The 15,401-nt window shown below is 65.7% G+C and carries 11 protein-coding genes and 3 pseudogenes; 7 read left to right on the top strand and 7 right to left on the bottom strand.

Going from position 1 to position 15,401, the window contains the following annotated elements:
• Positions 1–9 precede the first annotated feature (9 nt).
• Complete coding sequence (locus tag RHBS_RS13165; protein ID WP_128645765.1) at positions 10–1,005, bottom strand: Hsp70 family protein; 996 nt, start codon at positions 1,003–1,005, stop codon at positions 10–12.
• Between the two features lie 159 nt (positions 1,006–1,164).
• Here RHBS_RS13165 and RHBS_RS13160 point away from each other — a divergent pair, with 159 nt between their 5' ends.
• Positions 1,165–1,599 carry a winged helix-turn-helix domain-containing protein gene (locus tag RHBS_RS13160; protein ID WP_187298479.1) on the top strand — a complete coding sequence of 145 codons (435 nt, stop codon included), beginning with the start codon at positions 1,165–1,167 and terminating at the stop codon, positions 1,597–1,599.
• Positions 1,563–4,409 (top strand): BTAD domain-containing putative transcriptional regulator, encoded by a 2,847-nt coding sequence (locus tag RHBS_RS13155; RefSeq protein WP_128645763.1) that lies wholly within the window; start codon positions 1,563–1,565, stop codon positions 4,407–4,409. The genes RHBS_RS13160 and RHBS_RS13155 overlap by 37 nt, the downstream gene beginning before the upstream one ends.
• On the opposite strand, the gene RHBS_RS13150 is transcribed toward RHBS_RS13155, so the two are convergent.
• From RHBS_RS13150 to RHBS_RS13140, 3 genes are all read right to left on the bottom strand, one after another.
• Positions 4,406–5,239, bottom strand: a complete 834-nt coding sequence (locus RHBS_RS13150) for an ABC transporter permease (protein ID WP_128645762.1) — start codon at positions 5,237–5,239, stop codon at positions 4,406–4,408. The two genes, RHBS_RS13155 and RHBS_RS13150, sit on opposite strands and share 4 nt — an antisense overlap.
• Positions 5,236–6,189, bottom strand: coding sequence for an ATP-binding cassette domain-containing protein (locus RHBS_RS13145; protein WP_128645761.1), 954 nt, complete (start codon positions 6,187–6,189; stop codon positions 5,236–5,238). The genes RHBS_RS13150 and RHBS_RS13145 overlap by 4 nt, the downstream gene beginning before the upstream one ends.
• Positions 6,190–6,257: 68 nt before the next feature.
• A complete protein-coding gene (locus tag RHBS_RS13140) occupies positions 6,258–7,037 on the bottom strand; it encodes a PIG-L family deacetylase (protein ID WP_128645760.1) in 780 nt (259 codons plus the stop codon).
• A gap of 182 nt (positions 7,038–7,219) precedes the next feature.
• Here RHBS_RS13140 and RHBS_RS13135 point away from each other — a divergent pair.
• Positions 7,220–8,774, top strand: a pseudogene (locus RHBS_RS13135) (alpha/beta hydrolase).
• A gap of 157 nt (positions 8,775–8,931) precedes the next feature.
• A complete protein-coding gene (locus RHBS_RS13130; protein WP_128645759.1) occupies positions 8,932–9,306 on the top strand; it encodes a DUF4440 domain-containing protein in 375 nt (124 codons plus the stop codon).
• Between the two features lie 195 nt (positions 9,307–9,501).
• Here the strand turns inward: RHBS_RS13130 and menE are convergent.
• Positions 9,502–10,589: pseudogene (gene menE / locus RHBS_RS13125) on the bottom strand (o-succinylbenzoate--CoA ligase).
• Positions 10,590–10,709: 120 nt separating this feature from the next.
• On the opposite strand from menE, the gene RHBS_RS13120 reads away from it, so the two are divergent.
• Together RHBS_RS13120 and RHBS_RS13115 are read left to right on the top strand one after the other, a co-directional pair.
• Entirely contained in the window at positions 10,710–12,077 is a 1,368-nt protein-coding gene (locus RHBS_RS13120; protein ID WP_187298478.1) for a hypothetical protein, read from the top strand.
• 105 nt (positions 12,078–12,182) lie between these two features.
• Positions 12,183–13,466 (top strand): EAL domain-containing protein, encoded by a 1,284-nt coding sequence (locus RHBS_RS13115; protein WP_237669197.1) that lies wholly within the window; start codon positions 12,183–12,185, stop codon positions 13,464–13,466.
• On the opposite strand, the pseudogene RHBS_RS13110 reads toward RHBS_RS13115, so the two are convergent.
• Both RHBS_RS13110 and RHBS_RS13105 read right to left on the bottom strand, forming a co-directional pair.
• Positions 13,463–13,844: pseudogene (locus RHBS_RS13110) on the bottom strand (VOC family protein). The gene RHBS_RS13115 and the pseudogene RHBS_RS13110 sit on opposite strands and share 4 nt — an antisense overlap.
• A gap of 404 nt (positions 13,845–14,248) precedes the next feature.
• The gene (locus RHBS_RS13105) at positions 14,249–14,545 is read right to left on the bottom strand and encodes a TetR/AcrR family transcriptional regulator (RefSeq protein WP_128645756.1); all 297 of its coding nucleotides are present in this window, start codon (positions 14,543–14,545) and stop codon (positions 14,249–14,251) included.
• Between the two features lie 575 nt (positions 14,546–15,120).
• Here RHBS_RS13105 and RHBS_RS13100 point away from each other — a divergent pair.
• Positions 15,121–15,401: MspA family porin (locus tag RHBS_RS13100; protein WP_237669196.1), on the top strand; the 281-nt coding region annotated here is incomplete at its 3' end.

The following is a 15,401-nucleotide window of genomic DNA, read 5'->3' as shown; positions in this document are numbered from 1 at the left end:
GGAACCGACTCACCGACGCTGGCGGGCGTGCTCAGCGGTTGACTCTCGTCGCTGGATCCGAGTGCGGTGAACAGTCCGATCGCGGCGATGACGCCTGCGATCGGTAGCGCGATCATGCCCAGCCGTGCCAACGCGGGGCGGTGCGAGACGAGGGGGCGGCACGTGGGTCGCGTCGACGTGGGTGGCGTGTACCGCGGCACCGCCGGCGACGACCAGCTCTGGTCTGTCCGGGACGACGACCGGCAGTTGCAGGAAGCGTTCGAGGGTGGCGCGGACCAAAGGAACGTTGGACGTGCCGCCGATGGCGATGACGGCGTCGGGATAGAACTCGGCCTCGAGACCGAGTTGACGCACCGTTTCGGCGGCCTGTTCGGTGGAGCGTGCAATGGACAACTCGAAGATGTGCCGCTCGAGGAGGATGTGTTCGCCGTCGGGAGTGCTGGTGGTCAGGTGCGAGGACAGCGCTTCCTTGATCCCGCGGCAGAACGCCGTGAGCGCACTGTCTTCGTCCCGAGATTGGGGCGAACGCACTATGCCGAGTCCGAGAATGTGTTCACGGACCACAGCGTCGAAGGAGGCACCGCTCATAGCGGTGGTCCGCGCCGAGCCGTAGGAGCGGCCGGATTCGACGTCCACGATGTCGACGTCGACTCCGGTCTCGCCCGCGTCGAACAGCGCGATCGTTCGGTGGTGGGAGGGAAGCCCCGGGCGCAGGTACTCCATTGCCGCGCCGGTCCTGTCGATGAGGTGGACGTCGGAGACGTACTCCTCGGCCAGCGCGTCGGTGATCCCGGTGCGTTCCTCGGGGGTGCGATATGCGACGCCGAGTGATTGGGGCGCGTCCGGACTGTCGACGATGCCGCGAACGACGCGCGCGACGTCGGCCGCCGTGGGGGAGAGCTGCCAATCGTCAAAAGGGGTGCCGTCGGTCCATGCGCCGTCTTCGGTGGTCCGCGCCGTGCGAATGCCGCACGTGCCCAGGGACACACCCACTGACGAACGCATCGCTTCTCCGGCCTCTCCATTTCGGTGACGGTGTTCAGGTCTGAAGAACTCGCCCTCATGACAGGCGACGTGAACACTGTACCGTCTCGCGGTTTGGTTAGAGGCTCGAAACAATCCGAAGGTCAGGTCGATGACGTCACATCATCGGCCTACGATCTGGTGGCAGTGCCCATCGATATCGCGCATCCTCGGACGAATCACCTCACGACCGATCTCCCGGTGGTGGGGATCCTCGGCGTGGTCGCGACCCGAATCGACAGCGATCTCGTTGCGGTACCGGGTGCGCGAGCGCAGGCCCTGCTGGTGGCCTTGGCGCTGGCACCCGGGCGGATGCGGTCGGCGCAGGCGCTCATCGACGAGGTGTGGCCCGACGAGCCTCCCCGTTCGCCGAAGAACGCTCTGCAGACGCATATCTCTCGGCTGCGGTCGGTGTTGCCCGCAGGCGTTCTCGAGAGCAACCGCGGTGGCTATCAGTTGGCTCTCGACTCCGACGACACCGACCTCGGCCGCGCGCGTGTCCTCACTCGCGCTGCGGAGGGTCGGCTCGCTTCTTCGCAGTGGCAGGACGCTCTCGACGGTGTGCTCGACGCCTGAGTCTGTGGCGAGGGGAGCCTGCGGAATCGGTCCGAGTGCAGGCCGAACTGCTCGAGGTCGCGCTGAGGTCCGTCCAGATCTCGGCGTTGCTCGGGTTGCGCCGTTTCGACGATGCCATCCCGCTCGCTCGGGCGAGAGTCGCCGCAGATCCAACCGACGAACGCGCTACCGCCGACCTCATGCGCGCACTGCACGGCGCAGGCAGATCCAACGATGCCCTCACGCTGTTCGCGGCGTTGCGAACCGAACTCGCCGAACGTCTGGGAACGGACCCCTCGCCGGCCGTGACCGCGTTGAACACCGAGATTCTGGGACACACCGCACCGAAGATGCTGCAGACCATCGGTCTGCGCGCCGCACCGAACGCACTCATCGGACGAGGCGACGACGTCGACGCGATCGAGGTACTGCTCGGCAGTTCTCGTGTGACGACTGTCCTCGGTCCCGGCGGCGCGGGTAAGACGCGGATCGCACACGAACTCGGTCGCCGCGCCGGCGCCCACATGTCGGTAGCTTTCGTCGAACTGGCATCGCTGCGCAGCGAGGAGGACGTCGCCTCGGCGATCGGAGCGACCCTGGGGCTCACCGAGGCCGACGTCAAGGTCATTGGACTTCCGGTCACCCGGGTCCATTCGATTCGGGAACGACTGGTCGACGTCTTCTCGACGCGGCGGGGCTTGCTGATTCTCGACAATTGCGAGCACGTGATCGACGAGGTCGCGGTGGTGGTCGACGCCCTGGTTGCGTCGACCGACGCGGTGACGGTGCTGGCGACGTCGCGTTCCCCGATGGGGATCACGGCCGAGTCGGTCTTCCCGCTGCCGTCACTGGGTCTCATCGGCTCGAATTCGCCTGCGACGGAACTGTTCTGCATCAGGGCGCGGGCAGTCCGGCCGTCGGCGCACCTCGAACCCGACGCGGTGGCCCGCCTGTGCCGTACGTTGGACGGATTGCCGTTGGCGATCGAACTGGCTGCGGCACGGGTCAAGTCGATGAGCGTCGAGGAGATCGACGCGAGGCTCGACCGTCGCTTCACGCTACTGAAATCGGCGGATCGAACCAGGCCCGAACGGCATCGGACGTTGCACGCCGTCATCGACTGGAGTTGGAATCTGCTCGACGCCTCCGAGCAGGCGGCGCTGCGTCGACTGTGCCGGTTCCCTGCGGGATTCGATCTCGACGCAGCGAGGCAGGTGGCGCAATGGGCTGCAGTGGAGGATGTTTCGGCTGCGCTCGACGGTCTGGTGAATCAGTCCATGCTCAGCGTGGTCGAGACGACGACCGGAATTCGGTACCACATGCTCGAGACGGTGCGCGAGTACGGCGAGGAGCAGCTCGACGACAGCGGCGAGGCCCAAGAAGTCGCAGCACGACTGCGTGAGTGGTCCACGTCCGTCGCGGTTCGGGTGTCCGCCGGCTATTTCGGTGGGCGTCCGGCCGAGATGGTCGCGCTCATGGAGGCCGAACACGACAACCTGCTGTCGGTGATGAGACATTCTCATGTGCAACAGTTTTCGGACCACGTGTGCACGTTGTTCTCGGTACTGGGCTACTTCTGGGCCATGCGCGGGGCGCATTCGGAGGTGCTCAACTGGGCAGACCGGGTGTCGAGAAGCATGCGTGGCGGGATGGTCGGCACGCCCGACGACAATGCCGTGATGGCCCTGCTGGTGCTGGCAGCCCACTTCGCCTACGGCGGGGATCTTCGTCGGGTAGCTCGCATTCGCATGGATCTCCGGCACCTGCTGAACAGTCGAGCCGGTATGTCGCCGGGGTTGCGCTTCAACTCGGAGGTTCTGGTCCACCACGCCGGGGGTCGAGGTTTGGCCCGAAAACTGGCCCTGGCCATTCGATCCGAGCACGACGACGTTCGCTGCAACGCATACGTCGTTCGCTCGATGCTGGCTCAGAACTCGGGCCGCCTGTACGAGTCGATCCGAGACGGTGAGCAGGCGCTCGTCATCGCACGGCGTCGGGGCGACCTGTGGGCCGTTGGCTCGACGTCGCAGACGCTGGCCAGCTCGTACGGCCTGTCGGGTGACTATGCGCGGGCCGTGGAGTACTACCGAACCTCGGCCGACGTCATGTGGGAGATGCATGCCTTCGAGGAGAGCATGCAGACGCGCGCTTTTCTGGCGATGGCGTTGATCGGAGCCGGTCGCGTGGACGAGGGACGGGGACTGATCGTCGAGTTGGAAGCCGCGGCGCAGGGGCAGGAGATCACCCTCGATCCACCCTCGGACACTGACGTCGGTGCCCGCTGGGATCGCGCTCAGCAGCGGTCGAATTCCGCGTCGTTGACGGCGACGCGGGCTGCTGCGGATCTCGAGGACGGTCCCGCCGAGCAGGGTCTCGAGGGTTTTCGTGCCGCGTTGGCGTTGGGTGGGTGGCCGTCGGAGGGTCCGAGCGATCCGTTCATGACCATTCTGGTGTGTGCGGCCGTGGGTGCGCACGTTCTGCACGGTCGCGGCGAGGACATGGCCGATGCGGTGGCGGCGCTGATGCGCAAGCCGTGGAATATGTTGGTGCCGGGCGGTTTCTACGACATTCCGATGCTCGGCGCAGTTGCGTGTGCGGTGGGTTCGTTCGAGATTCACCGCGGAGACCGGGCGTTGGGGATGCAGTTGCTGGCGGTGTCGAGCAGGGCGGTGGGTCGGCAGGACTTTCCGTCGATGCGGATCGATCGACATGTCGCTGCGGCCCGAGCGATTGCCGGTGACCGTGAGGTCGACGCCGGGCTCGCTCGGGCCGCAGTATTCACCAGAAGTATTGCGCTGCAGGAGATTCTGCGGTTGCTTCCGCTTGTCTAGGCCTTGCGCATGTACATTCGGACGGTCAGTGGGGCGAAGATCGCGACGATGACGGCGCCGCCGACGAGTGAGTACACGACGTGAATTCCGAAGTGTCCGTTATTCGCCAGTTCACGAACGGCCGTCACCAGGTGGGATACGGGGTTGACATCGGCGAATGCGCCTAGCCAGCTCGGCATCGTGCTGGTGTCGACGAAGGCATTGGACAGGAAGGTAAGCGGGAACAACACCAGCATCGAGATGCCCTGAACCGACGAGGCTTTGCTCATCAGGGTGCCCAGCAGTGCGAAGATCCAGCTGATCGCCCAAGCACAGAACATCACCAGTAGTACCGCTCCAGCGAGACCGAGCGCACCGCCGGCCGGGTGGTAGCCCATCGCGAGTCCGGTGAGGAAGCAGACGACCGCGGCGATCAGGTAGCGGATGACGTCGGCCATCAATGCGCCTGCGAGCGGCGAGATTCGGGCGATAGGGAGCGATCGGAATCGGTCGAAGACGCCCTTGTCCATGTCCTCGCGTAGCTGGGTACCGGTGACGACGGAACCGGTGATGACCGTTTGCACCAGGATTCCCGGCACGATCAACGGCAGGTACGAGGTGACGTCGCCTGCAACCGCGCCGCCGAAGATGTAGCTGAACATCAGGGTGAAGATGATCGGTAGGAAGACCACATCGGCGAGCTGCTCGGGGTTGTGCCGGAGCTTGAGCAGACCCCGATATCCCATGGCGACGGACTGCGCGGCGGTGCGGGTCAGGCCGATATGGCGCACGACCGGTCGGTCGGCGGGGTCGATGTGTGTCGAAGACTGCGGGGTGAGCGTGGTGGTCATGCTGCGTCCTCGTCTGTGGTCTTGCCGGTGAGGGTCAGGAAGACCTCGTCCAGGCTGGGTTTGGTGACGGTGATTTCGTTGACGTCGATTCCGAAATCGCGCAAGCGAATCAAGATGTCGGGGGTGATCGACGTGTCGGCCATCGGTGCGGTGAGGCGAGCCGACTCGAGGCTGACGGCCACCTCGACGCCCAGCTGCTCGGCAACCAACGCTCGTGCGTCGTCGATCCGGTCTCGGTCGGTCAGAGTCAGTGCGAGAGCGGATGTACCCACCGAGGACTTGAGCCCGTCGGCGGTGTCGTCGGCGATGACGCGGCCGTGGTCGATGACGGCAATTCGATCGCACAGCTGGTCGGCCTCGTCGAGGTACTGGGTGGTGAGAAGGACGGTCGAGCCCTCGGCGACGAGGCGTCGGATGGTGTCCCACATCTGCGCTCGGGTGCGGGGATCGAGGCCGGTGGTCGGCTCGTCGAGGAACAGCAGCGGTGGTGCCGAGATGAGGCTCGCTGCCAGATCGAGGCGTCGACGCATGCCGCCGGAGAACTTCTTCAATGGTCTGGACGCCGCCTCGGTCAACCCGAATTCCTCGAGGAGGTCGACGGCTTTGGCCTTGCTCTCGCGGCGACCGAGCCCGAGTAGGCGGGAGAAGACGACGAGATTTTCGGTTGCGGTGAGGTCCTCGTCGACCGACGCGTACTGGCCGGTGACGCCGACGAGCGACCGGACGGCGGTGGCGTCGGCGACGACATCGTGGCCGAAGACGCGAGCGGAGCCGCCGTCGGGCCGCAGGAGGGTGGCGAGCATGCGGACCGTTGTGGTCTTGCCCGCGCCGTTGGGACCGAGGACGCCGTAGACCGCCCCGGTGGGAACGGTCAGGCTCACGCCGTCGACGGCACGTTGCTTACCGAATGTCTTGACGAGGTTCTGGGCCTCGATTGCTGGTGTGGTCATGGGGCCAACGATGACCCCGGGCGCTTGCACGACGCGTACGTCGCGCTTGCGTCCGCTGTCCGGCCAGGTCAGAGCGGGAGCGAGGTCTCCGTGAGGCCGACGCCCCCGGTGCCGCGTAGCTTTCTGAACCATTCGGTGCCGAACGTGGTGGCGAGGTCCTCAAGAGACATCTGCAGGAACGGTCCGAAGTCGCCGACCTGAGTCTCGTGCGCTTCCATTGCGGCCCGTTTGGCGGTCATCACGCTGGACACGTCGACCACCGTCGTGATCTCGGTTTCCGGCAGGCCGAAGGTCTCGATGTCCGGCGGTGACGCTTCTTCGCCCCAGTGCGGATTGGCTTCCATCAGCTTGCGCATGTGATCGCGGTTGGTGGTGGTCTCGTACACGAAACGAGTCTCGGCGATCTCGGTGGCGCGTTTGCCGACGAAGTGAACCTGGATGTGGTCCGGATGCCCGTAACCACCGTTCGGGTCGTAGATGGTGACGACGTCGGCCTGCTCCTCGAGCAGCACGTCGGCCAATCGCTGTGCCGCAGTGTCGACGTCGACGTTGCAGAACGCGTCCGGGTTCCCGTTCTCCGGAGTACCGGCCATTCCGGAATCGGCATAGTGCAGCCGCACGATGCGGGCGACTCCGAGAGCGGCGGCCGAACGATCCAGCTCGATGCGCCTGCGCTCGGCCAACGTCTCGCCGTCGGTGAGGATGCCGTCGGGGAATTCGCCGAGGGCACCGTCGGTCGCGGTGACCAGGACGACGCGGTGGCCGGCATCGGCGGCGAGGCGCATCACGCCGCCGGTGCCGAACACCTCGTCGTCGGGATGTGCGTGAAAGCAAACCAGGACACTCATGTAGTGAATGCTTGCACGTCGAAGTGGGTGCAGCCCAGTCGGCGGAGAAATACGATCTGGTGGTGACTACACGGCAGTCGGCCCGGATCGGTTCGTGGTGGCGGGGCTCACGAGGGGATCGATACTGCCGCGCGCTGCATCCCGTGGGCCTGCTGTTCGCCGTGGTGTTCTTCGCGCTGTCGATGACTCCGTCGCTGTTGCCCCGCGTCTGGTACCTACAGGCTGTTGCCACCGGTATCAGCGTCGCGATCGGATACGGCGTCGGATGCCTCATCGCGTGGGTGGTGCGACGCTGTGGGGTGTCACCGGACTGGTCCGAGCAGTGGCGTCGTCGCGGGTGGTGGGCGTTGGCCGTTGCTGCGGCGGTGGTGATTCCGCTGTTCCTGATCCTGGGATCGTGGTGGCAGCAGATAGTCCGCAAGCTCGTTGGCGTGGAGGATCCCGGCAGGCCGTTGTACATCGCGGTGCTGGTGGTCTCTCTGGTGGTGGCCGTGGCTGTGCTGGCGTTGGGTCGTCTGCTGAGGCGGGCATCTCAGGTATTGACGGGGTGGGGCAAGCAGTACGTGCCGAAGCCGGTCGCAAGGATCGCCAGCGTGATCGTTGTGGCCCTGTTGGTGGTGTTCGCCGTCAACGGCGCGCTCGTTCGCGGCATCGTGGCGGTTGCGGAGCAGTCGGCCTCGACTGCAGACCGCGGCAACCACGAGGCGTCGAGAAGCCAACCGCGGCTGAACTGTCGGGTTCGGATGCCTCGAACGAGGAATGGGATTCCCTGGGCCAGGAGGGTCGACGCTTCGTCGTGTCCGGGGTGTCGCGGGACGAGATCAGTGAGTTCAGCGGAAGGCCTGCGGTGCAACCGATCCGGGCTTACGCGGGCGTGGAGTCGGCGGACACCGTCGACGGCGTCGCCGAGCGGGTGGTGGCGGAGCTCGACCGCACCGGCGCATTCTCGCGTGCAGTGCTCGCGGTCGCGACGACCACCGGACGCGGGTGGGTGAACGAAAACGTCGCTCGCCCTTTGGAATACCTGTACGACGGTAATTCGGCGATCGCGTCGATGCAGTACTCGTTTCTGCCGAGCCCGATGGCATTTCTGGCCGACCGGCAGACTCCGCAGGATGCCGGACGAGCTCTCTTCGAGGCGGTGTACGAGGTATGGAGCGAACTCCCGGAGGATTCGCGACCGAAGCTGGTGTTGTTCGGCGAGAGTCTCGGAGCTACGGCGGACAGGATGCGTTCAGCGGCGCACAGGACATGATCGCGCGCATCGACGGTGCCCTGTGGGTCGGCAATCCGAACTTCACCCCTCAGTGGGCGCGCATCACTGCCGGACGCGACGCCGGTTCCCGAGAGATCCTGCCCGTCGTCGACGGCGCAGAGCACGTTCGCTTCGCGAGTTCGTCCGGGGATCTCGACATCGGTGGTCAGTGGGAAGAGCCCCGAATCGTGTACTGGCAGCACGCATCCGATCCCATCGTGTGGTGGTCGCCGGATCTGATCCTGAACCGGCCCGACTGGCTACGAGAATCGCGCGGTGCCGACGTCGACCCCGGAGTGCAGTGGTTCCCGTTCGTGACCTTCTGGCAGTTGACGTTCGATCAGGTCTTCTCCACGAACGTCGACGACGGACACGGCCACAGCTACGGAGCCGACGCGGTGAACATGTGGGCCGAGATCCTCGAGCCGCCCGGTTGGACGGACACGGACGTGGAGCGGTTGTACGAGAAGATGGCGGGCTGAGGCGTCTGTTGCCCGCCGGCCCGCCCGCTCTCCCACCCACCTCCGCCGCAAACGCGCGCGCCTTTGCTGGACGCGCGCAAATTCGCTACCTGTTCGTCGACCAATCCGCGCGCACCTGACAAACGCGCGCGCATTCGTGCGTGAGACAGTGCACCCCATGCCGCTTACCTGTGCCGGTCGACCCAATGCTGACAACGACCTGTCGCTGGTTCTCGAGCTCGAACGAGAGCTGCAGACGACGAAATGTCGACGCGATCGCGAACGGCTGGCCCGTTTGCTCGCCGACGACTTCACCGAAGTCGGAGCCTCGGGCACAGTGTGGGACAAGTCGTCGATACTCGACATGCTCGCCGGCGAAAGCTCCGCCGAGATCGAGGTGATCGAACCGATCGGTCGGGTTATCAGTGAGGATTGCGTACTGGTGCAGTGGATTTCGAGAACAACGCGGATGCGCGCTCGTAGAACCTCGCTGTGGCGGCGCACGGATACCGGATGGGAACTGGTGCACCATCAAGGCACGCCGCTCGAATGACCACTCCGGCGCACACGCGCGCGCCTTTGCTGAACGCGCGCAGTTTCGCTACCTGTTCGCTGACTATTCCGCGCGCACCTGACGAACGCGCGCGCGTTTGCGGTCAACCGAAGGCCGCGGCGGTCAACCGGGGGGCGCAGCGCCGAACCCGGGACTCAGCGCCCACCGGGGACACAGCGCCGAACGGGACTCAGCTCAGCGCTGCTCCAGCACAGTTCGCAGTTCCGCCCGATTCAGTTTTCCCGGACCTCGTGTGGTAGGGAGTCGAGCAGAAACAACTCCCGTGGCGCGGCGGTGATGTCCAGCGAGGCAGCAACGTGGGAGCGCAGGTCCGCCAATGTCACCGGAGCAGAGGCGACGACTGCGACCACGATTTTCTGGCCCAGTCGCTCGTCGGGCAATCCCACGACTGCACATTCGAGTACCGCGGGATGCGTGATCAGTGCTGCTTCGACCACCTGCGGCACGACGGTCAGTCCACCGGTAGAGATTGCCTCGTCGAGTCGTCCGGAGATGCTGAGAACCCCGTCGACGATGGTTCCGGCGTCGTCGGTGCGGAACCATCCCGGTTCGGCGAAGGCCGGGTGGTCGGGCAGCCCGCGGTATCCCGAGGCCAAGGTCTTTCCGCCGAGCACGACCCTGCCGTCGTCGATGCGTACGACGGTGCTGTGTAGCGGAACTCCGTCGTACACGCAGCCGCCGGCCGTTTCGCTCATTCCGTAGGTTCGCACCAACCGGATTCCTGCGTCGTGTGCCTTCTCTCGCAGTGGAACCGGCGTCGCGGCCCCGCCGAGCAGCACTGCGTCCAGTGAGGCGAGGGCCGCGACCGCCTCGGGGATCTGGAATGCCTTCACCAGCTGCCCGGGGACCAGCGAGGTGTAGCGCAGGGGTCCCGACATCGATCCCACCGCGTCGATCAGAGCGGAGGGATCGAAACCTCTCGACACGTCCATGACGACGGGCGAGGTCCCGGCGAGCACGCTGCGGAGCAGCACCTGCATCCCGGCGATGTGATGCGCGGGCAACGCCAACAGCCACGACCCTGGTCCGCCGAGTCGCTCCTCGGTGGCCGTCGCCGACGCCACCAGTGCAGACGCGGACAGCATGGCCCCTTTGGGGACACCCGTCGTCCCGGAGGTCGCAACGACCAGGGCGACGCCGTCGTCGATGGGGGTTCCCGGTGCCAGTGCGTCGTGCAGGCGCTCGGTCTCGCGCGGATCATCGGTGGGTACGGGAAGCAGGGCCGGGCCGTCGCCGGCGAGCATGCGACTCAGCCGCGACATGATCTCCGCCGCTGCAGGCCCCGACGGAATGGATACGCTCTCGAGCACGGACTCGAGGCTAGTCGCTCGGCTCGATCGCGGACGGGCGCACCCGCGGTTGTCACCCGACATCGAGTCGCTGTGGAACAGTGGAACATCGTGAAGGGATCGGGCATGGACGACGCGGTGTGGGCAGCTCTGTCGTACTTCGATTCCGTCGATCCCGCGCTCGCCGCCGACGCGCGCCTGGGGTGGGACGGTCTGGTCGACGTGTCTCCGCCCGCGGGCCCGACGCAACATTCTGTGCAGACCTACCTGTGGGTGTACCTGCGCCACGCGGCCGAGGGGCCCGATCGCGCCGTAGATATCGCCCGTGCCCTCGGCGACCTGCTCGACCGGCTCGGACGCGTCGGATACGCGGAGATTGCCCGAAGCGCCGTCACCGAGGAACTCGTGCGAACGCCCGACGACGCCGTGTGGTTGCAGCACTATCGCGCCGCTACCGAACAATCGGGCATCGGTGCCGTCGATACCGAGCTCGTCACCTGGCAGGACGCGCCGACGGGCGTCGAGCGGGCCATCGTCGAAAAGATAGGCGAGACACTGGAAGTGGCGACCATCGCCGGCGAGTTCGAGCCGTCGAAGCCTGGTGGGCGACCGCTCGGTGCCAACGCGCAGGCCATGCGTCGACGCGGCGTCACCGATGCTGTGCTGACGTCCGATCGAGGTAAGGACGACTCCGAGGCAGTCCTGCTCGAACAGCTTCTCGACCACCGCATCGAGTTGTGGAGCAACTACAGCGCACCGCGGGCCGAGCTGTATCTGGGGTTGCGCGAGACGCTGCACGAGGCCGCCGAGCCCGTGTACGGCTGCGTGCGCAGGCTCGAGAGCTTCATCGGATGCATCGGGGACGGCGTCGCGTTGACCGACGCCGGGTACCTGCCGGACGAGTTGGTGGCGAGCATCGCGAGCACCGTGTTTCCTCCGGCCGAACGTCCCGTGCATGTCGGCCGCGAACTCGACACCGAGAAAGTACTGATTGTCCGACGCCTCCTGATGCGGGTGCGTCTGCTGCGTCGTTCCGCCGGCCGGTTGGTACCGACGGCCCGAACTCGGCAGCTCAGCTCCGACGGGCTCTGGCGTGTGCTCACCGCAGGCATCGTCGGCACCGAATATCACCCGGACACGATTGCCGCGGAGGTCGTTCTGGCCCGAATGATCGTCGGTCACGATGTCGCCGACGTGGAATCGACAGCAGACGACCTGGCGCGTCTGCTGCGCGCCGAGGGGTGGACTCATTCCGGCGAGGAGCCCGCTGCCGAGCACGCTGAGCCGCTCGCTCGAACCCTGGTTGCCGAACTGAGCGCACTCGGCGCGTTCGAGTTGTCGGAACCGGGCCAAGCTTCCGGATCGCAGCCGGCCGGCTCGGTCGCCACCGACGAAGGCAAGCGACTTGCCGCGGCGGTGCTGCGGCATCGGCTGCTGCACACACGCTATCCGTCGTTGTGACCGCTCTCGGATGGGCTATCGGTCGAAACTGCAGATGTGGGACGGTTTAGCTCACCTGGATCCGGTTCCAGAACGGGCCCGGCTGTTCGTTGCGAGGTGATGCCGGTGGACGGTGAGGTCGCGGACACCGCGCGCTCCCAGTCTCGCCGGCAGAGCGACTCCGCTCGTCGATACCTCGATGTCGAGGCGACCACGCCCGCTCTGCGATCGACGGTCGAATTCGCCGCACGCAGCGTCGGATTCGCCATTGCCCAGCTCAACGTGCTCGACGAAGACACTCAGTACACGCTGGTCAACGTCGGCGGACCGCCCGTGTCCACGGTGGTACGAGCCGACACCCTCTGCGACGACGTGGTGCGCTCCGGCGAACCCGCAGTGGTGGCGCACGGACGCGTCCACGCCACTACCCGGCAGCGCGCCATCCTCGACGACAACGGCATCGCGTCCTACGCGTCGGTTCCGCTACGGGGGCGAGAGGGCCTGGTGATCGGCACACTCTGCCTGCTCGATCGCACGCCGCGCTCGCTCTCGGGTGAGCAGATGCAGGAACTCGAACAGTTCGCGTCGGTACTCGAGGAGCAACTAGACCTGCATCGCCGCGTCGGATCGGGCGTCATCCGGCTCGGAAGCGACAACGACATCGCCGACTCCATCGCCGACGGCCACATCGTCCCCTGGTTCCAATCGATCGTGGATCTGCGGACGGAGGAGATCGTCGGCTTCGAGGCGTTGGCGCGTTGGCACCACCCCACCCGGGGGATGGTGGTGCCTGCGGATTTCGTACCGTTCGCCGAGGCCAGCGAACTGATCATCGACGTCGACCTCAGTGTGCTCGCGCAGGCCGCGGCCGAAATGAAGAAGTGGCACGTCCACCGTCCGGACCTGCGGCTGACCGTCAACATTTCCGGACGCCACCTCGCGCATCCCGACGGCGTCAGTCAGCTGCAGCGCGCCATCGCGTCCTCCGGGGTGTCTCCGTCGTCGATCTCGCTCGAACTCACCGAGACCACTGCCGTGACGCCGGGGCCGCTGCTGCGCAGGCACATCGACGACGTGCATCGGCTGGGCTTTCGGGTGCTGCTGGACGATTTCGGTTCGGGCTGGTCCTCACTCGAACGGTTGGTGACGCTGCAGCCCGACGGCATCAAGATCGACGGGCACCTGACGCGGTTCGTCGACACCGTCGCCGGCCGGGCGATGATCAAGTCGTTGGCCGGAGTGGCGAAGGACCTCGATCTGACGATGATCGTCGAAGGCATCGAGAGCCGCGAACAGGCCGACGCTGCGCTCGAGCTCGGCTGCACCCTGGCTCAGGGGTATCTGTGGTCGCGGCCGCAGTCGGCAACGGCGGTACTGCGCGCGATCGCCGACGACGCGTCGACGGGCTAGCGGTTGTCCCGCCGCAGCGGATGATCCTGGGGGGATCTGGACCAGCACGATGGGAATCGCGTCCGGATCCTCGATCCACATTTCGATCAGACCCCACGGCTCGGTCCGGGCCTCACGCACGATCTCGATGCCGGCGGCCGTCAATTCCGCTGTAGCAGAGTCGATGTCGCGTACCTGTAACCACAGCGCGCCGGAGAACGACCCCGATTCGTCGCCGCGATGGTGCGCAGCGACCTCGATCAGGCCCTGACCCGCGAAGAACACCGTCCCGCCGGGGTATTCGCGACACACCGCCAACGAGAGACCGTCACGGTAGAACTCGAGAGTCCTCTGGTAATCGACCGGCCGGAGAATTGTCCGAGAAGCGAGGATGTCCACACCGCATGGATACCACGATCACCCACAGTCTTCCCGCATACTCCACTCGCGAAGGCCCACCATCGAAATCCAGCGCACTGCGGTGCATGCCGCTGCACGTGCTCCAGTCGAGAAAAAGTATTCGTGGCAGCCCCGTACACCGCGATCGAACAGAGTGCGCAGACAACGACACTCACGATGAATGCAATTACCCCCGTTCGCTGCGTTTTCGAGTCCGTCGAGCATAGGTGTGGGTGTGAGGTCCGTCCCCGAATTCAACGAATTACCTTGTTCTTTCGCGGAATACAGGCGCACCCGCCACCAAGGCATTCCGGGTTCACCTGCGGCGGCGCTGGAGAGGGTGATCTCGAGGCAGAATCTCTGCAGTGAGGGCGGATATCGCGGCTCGGGCGTGCGTGGTGCCGTCACCACCGGTGGCGGTGTGGGCACTGATCACCGCCAGGAGTAGATCGGCGGTGAACTTGGTCCGCGGCGTCGTCGATCAGGCCTCGAATGAGGCCGTGCTTGGTCTCGAAGTGGAAGTGGATATCGCCGCGGGTCACGCCGCTCGCGGTGAGATCGCCGATGCTGACAGCGCGTCCAGTGTTGATCAGATCTGTCGCGGCAGCGAGGATCGTGCGGCGAGTACGAATGGATTGCTGCTGCTCGTCGATCGATTGCGGTCGGTGCACCTGTGCGGTGCGAGGACTCAGATTCGTCATGATGGGGTACTCCTATCGATGGGCCGAGAAGGGTTGTGGTTGAAAGACTGTCACCGACTCGGGGCCGGCCGCCCTTGCATATGCGCGCGGTGACACCAGCCCCTGCGAGCGCATTGGCGACGCTGTGCCCGACCACGTGTGAAATCCGCTCGAGGGCCGCCGGTGCCGGTCCGATGCTGTTGTCGTACTTCATAGTTGGTCGGCTGCAACGATCGGCCTGAATATGCGCACCATGCTCTGGTCGAGGTAGCGGAGTGTCCACTTGTTATGGGTCGTCACCATTCTGTGACTATGAGGCGCGTCACTCGCTGTGACGCGGTAAACCGCCTGGTCGTGCGTGTCCGGAGATGTTTCTGTCACGCCCGGGTAGGGGTGTCGCCGGCGTGATTCGGGTGTCGAAGGCCTGTCGGGGATGTGTGGGGTGTTGTACCGTCCCGGGCAGATCTTCAGTTATCTTTCAGCAATCATTGTGGTCGGTGGAATCACCGACACGCGTACGGAGAGACTCGCTCATGGAAACGATGGCACGCGCTACCACTGGTTCGACGGTGCGGGGACATGGCATATCGAGGGCCGTGGCTGGTTGTGCGGTGGTGTCGGCAGCAGTGATGGTGGGTTCTGTTGCGTTCGCGGGCACCGCGTCGGCGACGCCGACGCCGTTGGCCGACAAGTTCGCGAGCACGGTCACCGATGATGGCTGGACGTTGGATCTCACTGCCAGCAACCTGTCGGTCAACCCGGTTCCGAACGTGGCGACGACGGCGTTCACGCGGGAGGGGTTCGTCTCGGCGAAGGTCACCGGCACCATCACCGGTGCCGGTGAGACGGCGGTGAAGACCGGATACATCGAACAGGG

This window comes from Rhodococcus sp. BS-15 (assembly GCF_000813105.1).
Classification (GTDB): Bacteria; Actinomycetota; Actinomycetes; order Mycobacteriales; family Mycobacteriaceae; genus Rhodococcoides.
Note: the sequence above shows the minus strand (reverse complement) of the source record. Positions and strands in the feature narration are given on the sequence as shown.